The organism is Arthrobacter sp. TJ-254 (assembly GCF_058269175.1).
This window is the reverse complement of the sequence record NZ_JBZCNF010000007.1, coordinates 90,585-104,371: the sequence shown is the minus strand read 5'-3', so window position 1 is coordinate 104,371 and position 13,787 is coordinate 90,585. Positions and strand designations below refer to the sequence as shown.

Sequence of the window (13,787 nt, the reverse complement as noted above, 5' to 3'; positions counted from 1 at the left end):
TGCCCCGCAATCATGTGCCCTACCGCTGGCATGACATCGAAAGGGACACGGAGGCCGCACATCTGCTGGATCTTGCAGGAAATGTAGGCGAAGTCATCCGTCTCGGCCGGTACCCCGGCGACGGCGGAGGCGGTGTCGTGCGATCCGACAGCGACCACCGGGGTTGCTGCCGGGAGACCAGTGCGCTCGGCTATGGCGGGGAGCAGGGTGCCGATGGTTTCGCCGGGCCGAATCAGCGGTGGGAAAAGGTTCTCCGGCAGCTCCAGGGCGGCGAAGAATTCGGTGGCCCACTGACCGGCGATGGCGTCGAAGAGGCCTGTGGTGGAGGCGTTGGTGGCTTCGGTCCGGCGCTGGCCCGTCAGCATGAAGGCGAACAGGTCCGGGATGAGCAGGGCCTGAAGGCCGTCACAGTCAGGCTCGGCGGCCAGTTGGTAGATGGTGTTGAAGGGTAGGAACTGCGACCCGGTGGTGGTGTAGAGCCGGCCCGGGTCCAGTTCCCGGTGAACCCGGGCCACGGCAGTCCTGCTGCGTTCGTCGCGGTAGCTGGAGGGCCGGGCGATGAGATCACCGGAGAAGGTTCCCGGCGCACTGACGGCCCGCGGCCCGGTCGCCTGCGGCTGCCCTGCTGATCCGGCCAAGTCCCCATCGTTCATGGTCCCATTATGAGCGCGCGGCTCACTCACGGTGTTGCCGGGCGGGCTGGGCACCGGCCTACCCCGGCAACACATCACGCCGTTCCGCCGGTATGCCCATAGTCCGGGTGATACGGGCATGCCGGCCCTGCCCCGAGGGCGTCTTCCGCCGCCGCGGGCCTGTCGATACTCTGATTCCATGGAAACGGTGCTGACCTCGTGGGCGGAGTTCAACGTCGCAATCGCCGGAGCCGGCGCAGCGCTCGGCGGGCTGCTTATCGTGGCCCTATCCGTGAACATCAAACAAATCGTGGAATCGCGCGGCCTGGCCGCACGAGCCGGAGCGGCCATCTCAGCGCTGATCCTTGGTGTGGTCCTGGCGTGCGTCGCGCTCATCCCGGACCAGCCGCTGTGGGTGTTCGGAACCGAGGTCCTGGCCGGTGCCCTCGCTGGAGGGGTGGTCGCGGCCCTGGCAGGCAGGGCGATCCTGCAGGACGGCAGCCCCGAGCGCCGACGGGATTGGGACACCCAGCACATCGCATCATTCGTGATGCCTCTCGTTATCTACTTCGTGGGCGGCGTGCTGCTCGTACTATCGGTTCCCGCAGGCATGCTCGTGGTGGCCCTGGCCACCATCGTGGCACTGATCGGCGCCGTCATCTTCTCCTGGGTCGCGCTCGTCGAAATTCTGCGCTAACCCAAAGCTCAGTCGTATCCGCGAACCAGCGCTCCATGTCGACGCCGTGCTGCCGGGACCGGGCGATGCCTGTCCGCTGCCGTTCCCAGATAGGAGAAGTCCGGGCCCGGTATAACCTGGTCCGTCCACTCGCAGAACGCCCGACTCCGTCCTCGTGCGGCCGCCCTACCCTGCTGGACGTTCAGGGCCGTAGGTGTTTCTTGGGCGGTTGCGAGCAGTTCTTCGTGTCAGGTTGGGTATGCCTGACTGATCAAATCCCTCGCATTTGCCTCCGACTGCACAGTGACAACACCCCTAGGAGATACGGAAGCAGTAGAGGAGCAGCCCGACCGGACTGACTTAGGCAGTCACGAAGAACTCCATCATGTAGCCATCGGGGCGCGGAGCAGCTGATTTTTCGAGGAGCTCGACGTCCCAGCCGGTCACGGATCTCGAAAATGAGTTGCTCTTCCCTGTGCTGCTGGGGACTCTTTTCGTTCGGCATGGCACCCTCGCTCGGCGTCAGCCGAGTCTATGACGCCCACCGGCGGTGATCGGCGGCATCGTTCAGCAGGTAGGACTTTAGACCCCCCACAGTTCCAGGACCTGATTGACCCGGGCCGCCTGCGGGGCGGCGTTGGTGTAGCGGAAGGTGTCCCGTTGGCCCGCTCGGCCTCCTGGTCCGTGTCGCCCCAGTGTGGACAGTGTCCACACTTTGGGTCTCGGACTGGGCCGTACCGGTGCCGGTTTGGGCCGGATTGCGGATGTTTTCGGGAGAGTGGCGGGATTTCCGGGGCCGAGTGTCCGGTTCGAGTCCCACTTCGGGCACATGTTTTCCCAAGTCAGAGACCTTTTTGCTCTCTGACTGTGGACAGCCGACCCAATTCTGCGGTCCGGGTGCCGGTTCTGGTGGCTGTTTTGGAGTTTTCCCGGGGGCTGGGTGCCGCCTTTCTGTCGCGAAACCCGGTTTGGGCGTTCTTACTACTTCATGGGGAGCGGCGGGGTAGCTGCATGACTTGGGTGAGGATTCTTTGACCTGACCATCCTCCTAGCCGGGCAGCTCTGCCGAAGCATCAACCCCGCATTGGGCGGACTGCTGCCGCGGTCATAGCTGTGCGAGGCTGCCGACGATGTCGTCCAGGGCACCGGGGGTGAGGGAGAAGTAGGCCCAGATGCCGCGCTTCTCACGCTGCAGCAGGCCCGCTTCGAGAAGGACCTTCAGGTGGTGGGACACGGTGGGCTGGGTCAGGTTCAGCGGGTCGGTCAGGTCACAGACGCAAACCGTCCCGGCAGGTGCCGCCTTGATCATGGAGAGCAGACGGAGCCGGTTCGGATCGGCCAATGCCTTGAAGACCACTGCCCGCTCCTTCGCCTCGGCGGCATCCAGGGCAGAGGGCCCCGCCGGGTTGCACGTTGCTTCGCCGGGGGCCGGAGCGAGGGCGGGCTGAGGGTTCATGCACCCATTATGGCGTATCGATGCACATCAATGTCGGTCACTATCTGCGGCCCTGCAGGGGAGTCAGTTTCTGGTCAGTTGACCGTCATGGGGAAGCACGGCGTCGTCCGCGGTGTCGGAAGCGGAAGGAAACAGGGCCAGGACCAGCACCAGGCCTGCTGCGGCGCCGATGAGCTGCGCGGCGACGAAGCCGGGGACCGAACCCGGGGCGATGCCGGCGAAGGTGTCGGTGAAGATCCGGCCGACCGTCACGGCGGGGTTGGCGAAGGATGTGGAGGAGGTGAACCAGTAGGCGGCCCCGACGTAGGCGCCGACCGCCGGGGCGGCAAGGGCGCCGCGTTTGGTGGCGGCCAGGGAGAAGATCAGCAGCATCAGCCCTGCGGTGGCCACGACCTCGCCCAGCAGGTGTCCGCCGGTGGCCCGGTGGGTGGTCGAGAGGGAGGTCCCCGCCTCGAACATGGCGTTCGCGCTGACGCTGCCGCCGATGGCGCCCAGCGTCTGGGTCAGGACGTAGACGCCCAGCCCGGGCAGGGTCAGCCCGGTGCGCCGGCGTCGGCCCAGGACCCAGTCGACAAGGGATACCACCGGGTTGAAGTGCGCACCGCTGACCGGGCCGAAAATCAGGATGAGAACGGTCAGACCCAGCACGGTGGCGGTGCTGTTCTGGAGCAGCTGCAGCCCGACGTCGTCGGGGGAGAGCTGCTGGGCGGCGATCCCCGATCCGACCACGGTCATCACAAGCAGGCTGGTGCCGAGGAACTCGGCCAGGGCGCGGCGCCACAACGGCGGCAAAGGTGAGGTCATGGCACCAGCTTGACGGATTCGAATAGCTCAGTCAAAGTTGAGTCAATGAGCACTGAACCAGTAGAGGCACTGCGCCGGCGGGCCGCCCGGCACGCCGCCCTCGCCGATCCGGCGCGGCTGCGCATCGTCGACCTGCTGACGCTGGGGGACTTGTCCCCAACGGAGCTGCAGGCCGAGCTGGTGATGCCTTCGAACCTGCTGGCCCATCACCTGCGCTCCCTGGAGGAGGCGGGCCTGGTGACGCGGCACCGTTCGGAGGCCGACCGGCGCCGCAGCTACATCCGGCTTGCCTCCGGTGCCCTGGAGGGCCTGGTTCCCGGAGCCGGGCACGCAGCGCGGCGGGTGCTCTTTGTCTGCACCCGCAACAGCGCCCGGTCCCAGCTCGCGGCCGCCCTCTGGCAGCAGGTGAGCGAGATTCCGTCGGCCTCGGCCGGAACACGCCCGGCGGAGCGCATCGCCGAGGGCGCCCTCGAGGCCGCCCGCCGGCACGGGCTCGACCTCCAGGAGCGCCCCCCGCAGGGCCTGGACCGGGTCGCCGGGGACGGGGACTTCATCGTGACGGTTTGCGATAACGCCCACGAGGAACTTCCCACCCTGCGGGGGATCCATTGGTCAGTGCCCGATCCGCTGCGGGCCAACACCACGGAAGCCTTCGAAGACGCCTTCGCCGACATCTCCCGACGCGTCCATGACCTCGCACCCCGCCTCCACGCAGCCTGATCGCCACCCAGTCACCCTGCACCACCGGCGACCCGAAGGTGCATTGAACTGGCCACGTGCTTACATTGACAACCATCGATCAATCGTTCGATACTCCGTATATCGACATCCATCAATGCGGATGAGTTTGTGCGGGGAGCGGATGAACCAGCACCACCAATCCATCCCAATCCCACACCACCCTCAGGAGACCCAGTGAGTACCGATACCATCCAGAAGCCCTCCGTCCTGTTCGTCTGCGTCCATAACGCCGGGCGGTCCCAGATGGCTGCGGCCTTTCTCAGCAGCCTGTCTCAGGGGGCCATCGAGGTCCGCTCCGCCGGTTCCCAACCGGCCGAGAAGATCAACCCCGCGGCTGTGGAGGCGATGGCCGAGGTTGGCATCGATATGTCCGCGGAGGTCCCCAAGGTCCTGACCACCGAGGCCGTAAAGGACTCCGACGTCGTGATCACCATGGGGTGCGGCGATGAATGCCCGTTCTTCCCCGGCAAGCGCTACGAGGACTGGGTCCTGGAGGACCCCGCCGGAAAGGGTGTCGAGTCCGTGCGCCCGATCCGCGACGAGATCAGGGGCCGCATCGAAGAACTCATCGCCTCCTTGACCCCCGCCGCGAAGTAACGCCCGACCCCGACCCGAGCATCAGGAGACTCCCCGTGAGCGCAACCTCAACCACCGAACAGCTGATCATCATCGGTTCCGGCCCCGCCGGGTACACCGCGGCCATCTACGCCGCCCGGGCCGGGCTGGAACCACTGGTCCTGGCCGGGTCGGTCACCGCGGGCGGTGCCCTGATGAACACCACCGAGGTGGAGAACTTTCCGGGCTTCCCCGGCGGTATCCAGGGCCCGGAACTGATGGGCGGGCTCCAGGAACAGGCCGAACGGTTCGGCGCGAAGGTCATCCTCGACGACGTCACCGAGGTTGCACTCGCCGGTCACCTCAAACGCGTCATCACGGGCGGCGGGCAGACTTACGAGGCCCCGGCCGTCATTCTCGCCACCGGCTCGGCCTACAAGGATCTCGGACTGCCCGAGGAAAAGAAGCTCAGCGGCCACGGGGTGTCCTGGTGCGCCACCTGCGACGGGTTCTTCTTCCGGAACCAGGACATCATGGTGGTCGGCGGTGGCGACTCCGCCATGGAGGAAGCCACCTTCCTGACCCGCTTCGCGAAGTCCGTGACCGTCGTGGTTCGCAAGGACGAGCTTCGGGCCTCGCGCATCATGGCCCAGCGGGCCAAGGACAACCCCAAGATCAGCTTCTCTTGGAACTCCGCCGTCACCGCCATCCACGGACAGGACAAGGTCACCGGGGTCACCCTGACGGACACCCGCACCGGGGACACCCGAGAACAGGCGGCTACGGGCCTGTTCGTGGCCATCGGGCACGTCCCGCGCACCGAGCTGGTCGCCGGACAGGTGGAGCTGGACGCCGAGGGCTACATCAGGGTCGACGCACCCACCACCGTCACCAACCTGAACGGCGTGTTCGCCTGCGGAGACGCGGTGGATCACCGCTACCGCCAGGCCATCACCGCCGCCGGAACCGGATGCGCGGCAGCCCTGGACGCCGAACGCTACCTCGCCGCGCTCGATGACGCGGACAGTATCGCCACCGCACTGGTGGAAGAACCCACCCACGCCTAAGCGCCACCAGACCGCCGACAACCGCCCCGCCGTTGGATAAGATCGAGGACCCGTGGAATCACCGAACACGCTGCCCGTCGCAGTGATCGGGGCCGGGCCCGTCGGCCTGGCAGCCGCGGCCCACCTGCTGGAGTGCGGCCTCGAATCGTTAATCTTTGAAGCCGGGGCCGCAGCCGGGGCCGCCATCGAACAGTGGAGGCACATCCGGCTTTTCTCCCCCTGGCGGTACAACATTGACGCCGCCGCTACCCGGCTGCTGGAGGCCTCGGGCTGGGTGCCCCCGCGGGCGACAGCAGTGCCCTACGGCGGGGAACTGATCGATCACTACCTCACACCCCTGGCCGCACTGCCGGCGATCAGCTCCCGGCTGCAGACATGCGCCCGGGTAGTTGCGGTCACCCGGGCCGGCATGGACAAAACCTCTACCCGGAACCGTGACACCACACCGTTCACCGTCCGCGTCGAACACCAGAACGGGGGAACCCGGGATTACACGGTCGCGGCGGTTATTGATGCCTCCGGCACCTGGTCCACCCGGAACCCGCTGGGCACCTCCGGCCTGCCCGCCCCCGGAGAGGACGCCGCAGCGGACCGGATCTCGGCGCCGCTTCCGGATGTCGCCGGCCGGGAGCGTGCCTCGTTCGCCGGCCGCCGCGTCCTGGTCGTCGGGGCCGGCCACTCCGCCGCGAACACCCTGATCAGCCTTGCGGACCTGGCCAGGGACGACCCGGCCACCCGAATCCTGTGGGCCGTGCGAAGTGCGTCCGCCGAGAAGGTCTACGGCGGCGGGGCCGCGGATGGGCTGCCCGCCCGCGGCCAGCTCGGATCACGCCTGCGGCGCCTCGTGGAGGCCGGCAGGATCGAACTGCATGCCGGCTTCGGCATCGCCTCCCTCACACCCACCGACTCCGGGGTGAGCGTTACAGCCATCGACGGGCGCACCCTCGAGGTGGACATCGTGGTGCCCTGCACGGGCTTCCGCCCCGACCTGGGCATGCTGCGTGAACTACGGCTCCACCTGGACCCGGCCGTGGAAGCCCCGGTGCAGTTGGGCCCGCTGATCGATCCGGAGTTTCACTCCTGCGGCACCGTCCCCCCGCACGGCGCCAGCGTACTTGCCCACCCCGAAAAGGACTTCTACCTCGTGGGCATGAAGTCCTACGGCAGAGCCCCGACCTTCCTGCTGGCCACCGGGTACGAACAGGTCCGCTCCGTGGCAGCCGCCCTGGCCGGGGACCGCCACGCCGTCGACACCGTCCACCTCGAACTCCCTGAAACCGGTGTCTGCTCCACGGACGCCGGCACCAGCTGCGAGGTTCCCGCCGCCGCCACGCCGGTCGACGAAGAGACCGGCTGCTGCACCGAGCCGGAGACCGTCCTGATCGGATTCCCCACCGGGCTCTCCCACGGCCGCACCGGCAGCAACTGAACCCCATCCGGATCCAACCTACCCTCGGAGCTTCGCCATGACTGATCACCACGAAACAAGCCGCTTGGGACTGCAGGACAACACCGAGGTCCTACAGCGGATCAGCGCCCGCCTCGGCGAAAGGTTCACCGGAGTTTTCGCCGCCGAAACCGTCGAACGCTACGTCTTCGAGTCCTACACCGCCCTGGCCCGCACCGCGAGAATCACCACGTTCCTGCCTGCCACCACCGAGCACTTCGCCAGTGACCGGCTCAACGCCCTGGCCAAATCTAAGGGAGCTCTCGCCTCCGAGGTACCCGAGGTCCTGTTCGTCTGCGTGCAGAACGCCGGACGCTCCCAAATGGCCGCGGCCCTGCTCGCTGTGGAGGCCAGGGGCAGGATCAAGGTCCGCTCCGCCGGGTCGATGCCGGCGGCCGAACTCGACCCGGCGGTCGTGGCCGTCATGTCCGGGATGGGGCTCGGCCTGTCCCGGAACTACCCCAAGCCCCTCACTGACGACGTCGTGCGCGCCGCCGACGTGGTGATCACCATGGGCTGCGGCGATTCATGCCCCATCTACCCTGGAAAACGCTACGAGGACTGGGACCTCCCGGACCCGGCTGGACAAAACCCCGAAACCGTCCGGGACATTCGGGACCGGATCCACGACCGGGTAAAAATCTTGGTCCACTCACTCTCTCAGGAACCACCGCGCGGATGACCCGGGCAACACCCTGCCCACGCATACACCCCCGGCGGTGCTCCTTGTATGCCGCAGGAACGGTGGCTGACCCCAGCCCGCCGCGGGCCTGATCAATCATCCCGCAGGGGGCTCCATCACCGTCCACTCCGCCGGCATGACCCGGGTGACTCCCTGAATCCCCACGCGGTGGATTCCTGTCCGAACTGGGCATCGACCTCCCCAACGAACACTCCGAGCCCGTCACACTCTTTCGCCTGGGTTGTTGAGTCACTGGTCCGCTAGACGTTCGCGGATGCATGCGATCTGGCCCGAGGGGTCACCCTCTCCCAGAGGACGCTGGATCCAATTCGTCGGGGTTAGAAAGGGGGACGTGAGAGGGGCGTAGTCCGTGCGGGGCTCAGCTCAGGATCCGGCGACGTACCCCGGCACCGCGGTTGCCGTGGGCCAGCACCGATCGGTGCGATTCGGACTGGGCGAGGAGCTTGACGCCCGGTCGATTACCCCGGTGCTCATGGCCGATTCCATCTAGGCGGCGTGGTCGGTAGGGGTGAGGGTGCGGCCGCGAAGCTGCTCGTAGCCGCGCACGAGGGCGGACCCTGCGCGGGTGGGTACAAATGGTGAGAGAACGAATCCCTGCTCGACGGTTTCGTGCCGCCAGTTCGTCACGGCATCACGCGCTCGAGTCATGAGGTCCAGCCATACGCCCCGCCGATGGTCCCCGAAGCGTTGCAGGACCCTGGTGTGGAGTTCATCGAGGCTTCCGCCGCCGGTCAGGTGACGTGCCAGGATGCCGGAAAAGATCTCGGCGTCTTCGATGGCAAGGCTGGCGCCCATGCCAATGGTGGGCAGAAACGCGTGGGCGGCATCACCGAGCAGGACGACGGGCAGGCCAGCGGTGTAGGGCTGGGCCAGCGGATCGCTGTCGCGCATTGACCACAGGTAGACGTCCGGGCTGACCCAATCTTCGACGAGGTCGAGTGCCTGCAGAACCAGGCCGCCAGGTCCGGGAACGTCCGCTGCGATCCGCCGGGCGAGGGACCGCCGCTGCGCGCCCGAGAGATTCTGCCAGGCAGCATCGGGCGGGAGCCCTTGTGAAACCCAGATGTGTGCGCGTGTGGCGTGATCGAGACCAAGCGCCAGTGTCAGTCGGCCGTTGCCCGCAGGGAACCAGACGGCGGTGGCGAAGGAGCCCCGCATGAAACGAATCGTGTGGCCGTTGGCACTGCTGGAAAATCCGGGCGGCATATTGCCGTCCGGTGCTTTTGTAGCGTCGACCAGCAGGTAGATGGTGCTGAAGCCGCGGTCGTGGGTCACCGCGTCAGCGGGGAAAAACTGCCTGCGGGCGACGGATTGCACACCGTCGGCAGCAACGAGCAGATCGAAGCGGCGGGCGGGCTGACCATCCGCGAAGGTGACTTCGACCCTTCGTCCACCGTCGGCCGCCACGATGGCGTTGACGTCGTGTCCCCGAAGCAGCGGTGCGGCGCTCAGGGACGCTAGATCCGCGAGGAATTCCCGGCGCAACACACCGATCGACCACCGCGGGTCGACTCGCAGCGCCAGCTGCCGGTGACCGTGCCTGTTGTAGAACTCGATCCGGTCGACGGGGTTACCGCGGCGCCGGGCCGCATCGTCGGCCCGTACCCGGTGTAGGGCTCGCATTGCGCGGGCCTGGATGCCGTACTCGACGCCCGGGTAATCCGCGGTGCTGTTGTAACGGTCGAGCACGGTTATATCGACCGATCCGGGCGGCGCGTACCGCTGAAGGGTTACAGCGGCCGTGAGGCCGGCTGGCCCGGCGCCCAGAATGCCGACCTTCATTTTGCTATCCAGTCGCATAGCAAAATTTTGACCCGTGGTGCTGTTCCTGTCAAGATGTGGCGATGACGTCTCCGCGGCCACACCGGGCTACCCGCCGCACCACCGGTCGCCGTCCCGATGCGGTGGCCGCGGAAACCAGAGCGCGGTTGGTAGTAGCAGCCCGTACCCTCTTCGCCCAGCGCGGCGTCGACGCTGTCGGCACCCGTGAGATTGCGGAGGCCGCAGGCGTCACCCACGGCCTGGTGCGTCATCACTTCGGTTCGAAGCAAGGCGTCTGGCAAGCCGTCGTGGACGCCGCGGACGCGGAGTTCGCAGCGACCATCCAGCCGCTGGCCGACGCCATCACGCGCACCGAAACCGAAAGCCGCTGTGAGCCGGACACGGCAGCCTTCATCGAAGGCTTTATTAGCGCGTGCGCACGCCAGCCCGACATTGCGCGGCTCCTCGTGCACGAGGGCTCAGTCCCTAGCGATCGCCTCGACTACCTCCTCGGAAGTCTCAACAGCGCACGGGCCGCCGTGGCCCCTGTCGCAGCACGATTACGAGCCTGCGGTGCCCTGCCCGACGTAGACGACGACGAGTTCCTGCTACTACTTCTGCTCGCCGGCATGCTGCCCTTCGGCGTCCCGGCGCTTGCGCAGGGAGTACTCGGTCAGCCTCTCGCCCCGGACCGTCACGCGCGCGTTCTCCTCGCAACGCTGTTCAGCGGCACCAGCGACCGCTAGCTACAGGCGCTGGCAGCATCACGTCCGGACGTAAGCCATCTGATTCATCGGTACATTCCACGCCGGGCTACGCCCAGCATGCCGGAAGCCTGCCCGGGCACCCACAGCATTGACTGCTATCAAAGTTGAGGAGTGGTGTGCGCCGCCGGCTTCTTGTGACCTGAGCGTCGCATGGTGGAACCTGATTCCCGGCTTGCTTCTCCGCCGTCGTCCTTCTATCACTATCCCGGGGTGTGCGCCTCGAAGGTACGATCGCGCGCAGGAACGGAAGCGAGGATGCCTTGAGGATCAACATCGACCCTGTCCATCATGGTCTGGACGTGACGCAGGATTGGACGCAGTTCACTCTGACGTATCTCCCGTAACGAGGTGATAGAGCGGCCGGTGCATACCTCAATTACCCTGGCAAGTTCGGGACGGGTGCGAACGCGCGCGTTGTAAAGGCTCTGCTGCAGCATGAGTATCTGACGTTCACGCAGCGGACTATCCGCACGAAGAACAGACAGTGCGTGTACCTCACTCAGGTCGATATCCGGATTCATTTTCCGAGCCTAAGCTCCCGCGGTGTCCGACCGGTTGGCGCAGCATGAAAGTCCCGTGAACATCCCGGTCAATTTTCACGTAATGGAGGGTGCTGTGAAGCGCGACCGGGAACGGACACGCGCCGACCCGGACATCTGAAGGCCTCCCGTCACCGAATCCGGGTGCCGCGCGGAACACCCGCAACCGTCCGGCAGCTTCGTACCTATCTGTCACTCAGGGATTACTGTCATGCACCTTTTGGGCCGCTTGGGGCCCGCTGCCCAGACGCCCCGCATCCGCAGGTCGAGGTCATTTTCGAGGAGGAGTGCGACTCCCTGGACGGAGGACGGGTGCGCACCTACATCGCGATCCGAGTCGAGCACAGTGCCCGAAACCTGACCTGCCGCCGGCTCACGGTACGACGACGGCGCGCCGGACCTCTGCTAACGGGTCCGCGGTCGCCAAGCAAGCTTTGATGCCCCAGGCAGCCGATCCGCCACGGGCATATCGTGTTTCTGAAGTTTCCGCCGTGGCGGAGATAAGCTCCGGCTATGGATTCCACGTCGATGGTGGAAATAGAGCAAAAGTACGACGTCGGGGACGGGACCGCGGTCCCGCCTCTGCTGAACCTGCCCGGTGTTGCCCGGGTCGACCCGCTGGTGGAATACCGGCTTGAGGCCACGTACTTCGACACCGAGGATCTGGTCCTGGCCTCGGGGCGCATCACGTTGCGGCGCCGGACCGGCGGCGGCGACGCAGGCTGGCATTTGAAGCTTCCCCTGGCCGCGGATGAACGGCGTGAGTACCGCGAGCCGTTGGGAGAGGTGACCGATGGCGTCCCAGAACCGCTGCTGCGATTGATCCGCGTCCATATCAGGGACACAGTACTGGTTCCGGTGGTGCGGCTGCTGACCCGGCGCACCGTGTACCGCCTCCGAGGCGAAGACGACGGCGTCCTGGCCGAGTTCAGTGATGACCGGGTTGAGGCGCAGACGCTCGCCCCGAAAGGATCAGCACAGCACTGGCGGGAGTGGGAGTTCGAACTCGTTGACGGATCCCGGGAACTGCTCGACGCCGGGCAGGAGCTTCTTGCCGCCGCCGGCGTCCGGCCGGCCGGTCATGGTTCCAAGCTGGCACGTGCCCTTGGCCCACGCCTGAACCCCGGCACCAAGGCTCCGCCGGCCCCCGAACCCGGGGCTTCCGCGGCCGACGTCCTTCTCGCATACCTTCGCGAGCAGGTGCAGGCGCTGAAGGATCAGGATCCCCGTGTGCGGCTGGACGCCCACGACGCGATCCACCAGATGAGGGTCGCCACCCGGCGCATGCGCTCGGTGCTGGCGACCTACGGTGGACTGCTGGAGGACACCGATGCGGTGAATCGCCTGCGCCAGGGGCTGAAGTGGCTGGCCGGCCTGCTCGGTGAAGCCCGGGACGCCGAAGTCATGCATGAACGGCTCAAGGACCTGGTCGCTGCCGAACCCGTCGAACTGGTCATGGGTCCTGTCACCCGCAGAATCGATCTGCAGCTCGGAGCCGACTACCAAAAGGCACACACCGGGGTGGTCGAGGCACTGAACGGCCAACGGTATTTCCGCCTGCTTGACGCGCTCGAATCCCTGTTGGCCGCCCCGGCCCTGACGCCGCTGGCGTCAGGACGCGCACACAAGGTGGTTCCAAGGCTGGTCAGGCGCGACGTCAAACGGCTGCGCAAGGCAGTCCGGAAGGCACATGAGCATCCGGCCGGAACCGGCGGCGATACGGCCCTGCACCAGGCACGCAAGAAAGCCAAACGCCTGCGTTACGCCGCCGAAGCGGCCGCTCCGGTCAACCCGGGGCGGGCCGCGCAGCTGGCCGACGCCGCCCATGGCGTACAGAAAATCCTCGGTGACCATCAAGACAGCGTCGTCACCCGCGACCTGCTGCGCCGCCTCGGTGTTGATGCCTTTCTGCAGGGCGAAAACGGCTTCAGCTTTGGCCGTCTCCACGCCCTTGAACAATCCCTCGCCAGTGAAATCGAGGTCAAGTTCCGCCGCGAATGGAAGAGCTTCCGCCCCCCTTCCCTGAAGAAATAGCGGTCACCGAAGAAGGAACGCCTAGGAACTGGGCCGGCCCTGACTTCAGAGCACGGCCCGGAAGGCTTCGACAAACAACTGCGCCCGATCCTGGAGGTATTGCTCCAACGGCACAAAGACGTGCCGGGACCGGGTCTGATGCGTCCGGCTGATGGCCGCGATGTAAAGCCGGGAGGTGTCGGGGTCCAGAACAAGACGCGGCGGCGGATACCATTCCGTCGCCCCTTGCCCTACCCCGGCGTCCTCAAGATCCTGTCCGCGGGCCAGCTGCACGTAGCCGATGAGGGCCTCCGCTAGGGGGATGCCGGCGCCGGGGCCGCCGAGCTCCAGCTGCGCCGACCGACTGATGGTGAAATAGATTGGACCCTGCGGGTGATACCGCAATACACCGGCCGTGCGGCGGAAGCGGGCGTCAGCGACAGGGAAAACGGGATCGGGCAGGGCCGTGAGGATCCCCGCGCCCGCGTACATTTCGTGAATTGAAATGCCAAAATCCCGGAGGAACGGCGCGAGCAGCTCCAGCCGGCGCTTCAACTCCTCTGGGCCGGGGTTATGCATGGCCCGATCCTACCCGCGGTGTTCCGCGTCCCTACCACCCCTATCCG

General features: G+C 66.5%; 15 protein-coding genes and 1 pseudogene. 10 read left to right on the top strand and 6 right to left on the bottom strand.

Annotated features, from left to right (window positions below; all coding sequences use genetic code 11):
- Nucleotides 1-29: 29 nt before the first annotated feature.
- Nucleotides 30-572, bottom strand: a pseudogene (locus AC4D14_RS17825) (FGGY family carbohydrate kinase); the annotation flags it as partial.
- A 259-nt stretch (nt 573-831) separates the two neighbouring features.
- On the opposite strand from AC4D14_RS17825, the gene AC4D14_RS17820 reads away from it, so the two are divergent.
- The gene (locus tag AC4D14_RS17820; RefSeq protein WP_490904015.1) at nt 832-1,329 is read left to right on the top strand and encodes a hypothetical protein; all 498 of its coding nucleotides are present in this window, start codon (nt 832-834) and stop codon (nt 1,327-1,329) included.
- A 1,084-nt stretch (nt 1,330-2,413) separates the two neighbouring features.
- On the opposite strand, the gene AC4D14_RS17815 is transcribed toward AC4D14_RS17820, so the two are convergent.
- Complete coding sequence (locus tag AC4D14_RS17815; RefSeq protein WP_490904014.1) at nt 2,414-2,764, bottom strand: ArsR/SmtB family transcription factor; 351 nt, start codon at nt 2,762-2,764, stop codon at nt 2,414-2,416.
- Nucleotides 2,765-2,827: 63 nt separating this feature from the next.
- Entirely contained in the window at nt 2,828-3,568 is a 741-nt protein-coding gene (locus AC4D14_RS17810; RefSeq protein ID WP_490904013.1) for an aquaporin, read from the bottom strand.
- Nucleotides 3,569-3,613: 45 nt separating this feature from the next.
- On the opposite strand from AC4D14_RS17810, the gene AC4D14_RS17805 reads away from it, so the two are divergent.
- The 6 genes from AC4D14_RS17805 (at nt 3,614) to AC4D14_RS17780 (ending at nt 8,571) form a co-directional block, all read left to right on the top strand.
- Nucleotides 3,614-4,288 carry an arsenate reductase/protein-tyrosine-phosphatase family protein gene (locus AC4D14_RS17805; RefSeq protein WP_490904012.1) on the top strand — a complete coding sequence of 225 codons (675 nt, stop codon included), beginning with the start codon at nt 3,614-3,616 and terminating at the stop codon, nt 4,286-4,288.
- Between the two features lie 195 nt (nt 4,289-4,483).
- Nucleotides 4,484-4,906, top strand: coding sequence for an arsenate reductase ArsC (locus AC4D14_RS17800; RefSeq protein WP_490904011.1), 423 nt, complete (start codon nt 4,484-4,486; stop codon nt 4,904-4,906).
- Nucleotides 4,907-4,941: 35 nt separating this feature from the next.
- On the top strand, nt 4,942-5,931 hold the full coding sequence (trxB, locus tag AC4D14_RS17795; protein WP_490904010.1) for a thioredoxin-disulfide reductase: 990 nt from the start codon (nt 4,942-4,944) through the stop codon (nt 5,929-5,931).
- Between the two features lie 52 nt (nt 5,932-5,983).
- Complete coding sequence (locus AC4D14_RS17790) at nt 5,984-7,360, top strand: FAD-dependent oxidoreductase (RefSeq protein WP_490904009.1); 1,377 nt, start codon at nt 5,984-5,986, stop codon at nt 7,358-7,360.
- A 37-nt stretch (nt 7,361-7,397) separates the two neighbouring features.
- Complete coding sequence (locus tag AC4D14_RS17785; protein WP_490904008.1) at nt 7,398-8,060, top strand: arsenate reductase ArsC; 663 nt, start codon at nt 7,398-7,400, stop codon at nt 8,058-8,060.
- A gap of 370 nt (nt 8,061-8,430) precedes the next feature.
- Complete coding sequence (locus tag AC4D14_RS17780; RefSeq protein ID WP_490904007.1) at nt 8,431-8,571, top strand: hypothetical protein; 141 nt, start codon at nt 8,431-8,433, stop codon at nt 8,569-8,571.
- Here the strand turns inward: AC4D14_RS17780 and AC4D14_RS17775 are convergent.
- Nucleotides 8,568-9,881, bottom strand: coding sequence for an FAD-dependent oxidoreductase (locus AC4D14_RS17775; RefSeq protein WP_490904006.1), 1,314 nt, complete (start codon nt 9,879-9,881; stop codon nt 8,568-8,570). The two genes, AC4D14_RS17780 and AC4D14_RS17775, sit on opposite strands and share 4 nt — an antisense overlap.
- A 128-nt stretch (nt 9,882-10,009) precedes the next feature.
- Between AC4D14_RS17775 and AC4D14_RS17770 the strand changes: the two genes are divergently transcribed.
- On the top strand, nt 10,010-10,588 hold the full coding sequence (locus AC4D14_RS17770; protein WP_490904005.1) for a TetR/AcrR family transcriptional regulator: 579 nt from the start codon (nt 10,010-10,012) through the stop codon (nt 10,586-10,588).
- Between the two features lie 221 nt (nt 10,589-10,809).
- Here the strand turns inward: AC4D14_RS17770 and AC4D14_RS17765 are convergent, their stop codons facing one another.
- A complete protein-coding gene (locus AC4D14_RS17765) occupies nt 10,810-11,130 on the bottom strand; it encodes a hypothetical protein (protein WP_490904004.1) in 321 nt (106 codons plus the stop codon).
- A gap of 162 nt (nt 11,131-11,292) precedes the next feature.
- Between AC4D14_RS17765 and AC4D14_RS17760 the strand changes: the two genes are divergently transcribed.
- On the top strand, nt 11,293-11,586 hold the full coding sequence (locus AC4D14_RS17760) for a three-helix bundle dimerization domain-containing protein (RefSeq protein ID WP_490904003.1): 294 nt from the start codon (nt 11,293-11,295) through the stop codon (nt 11,584-11,586).
- A 75-nt stretch (nt 11,587-11,661) separates the two neighbouring features.
- A complete protein-coding gene (locus tag AC4D14_RS17755; RefSeq protein WP_490904002.1) occupies nt 11,662-13,182 on the top strand; it encodes a CYTH and CHAD domain-containing protein in 1,521 nt (506 codons plus the stop codon).
- A 45-nt stretch (nt 13,183-13,227) separates the two neighbouring features.
- Here the strand turns inward: AC4D14_RS17755 and AC4D14_RS17750 are convergent, their stop codons facing one another.
- A complete protein-coding gene (locus AC4D14_RS17750; RefSeq protein ID WP_490904001.1) occupies nt 13,228-13,740 on the bottom strand; it encodes a hypothetical protein in 513 nt (170 codons plus the stop codon).
- Nucleotides 13,741-13,787: the final 47 nt, after the last annotated feature.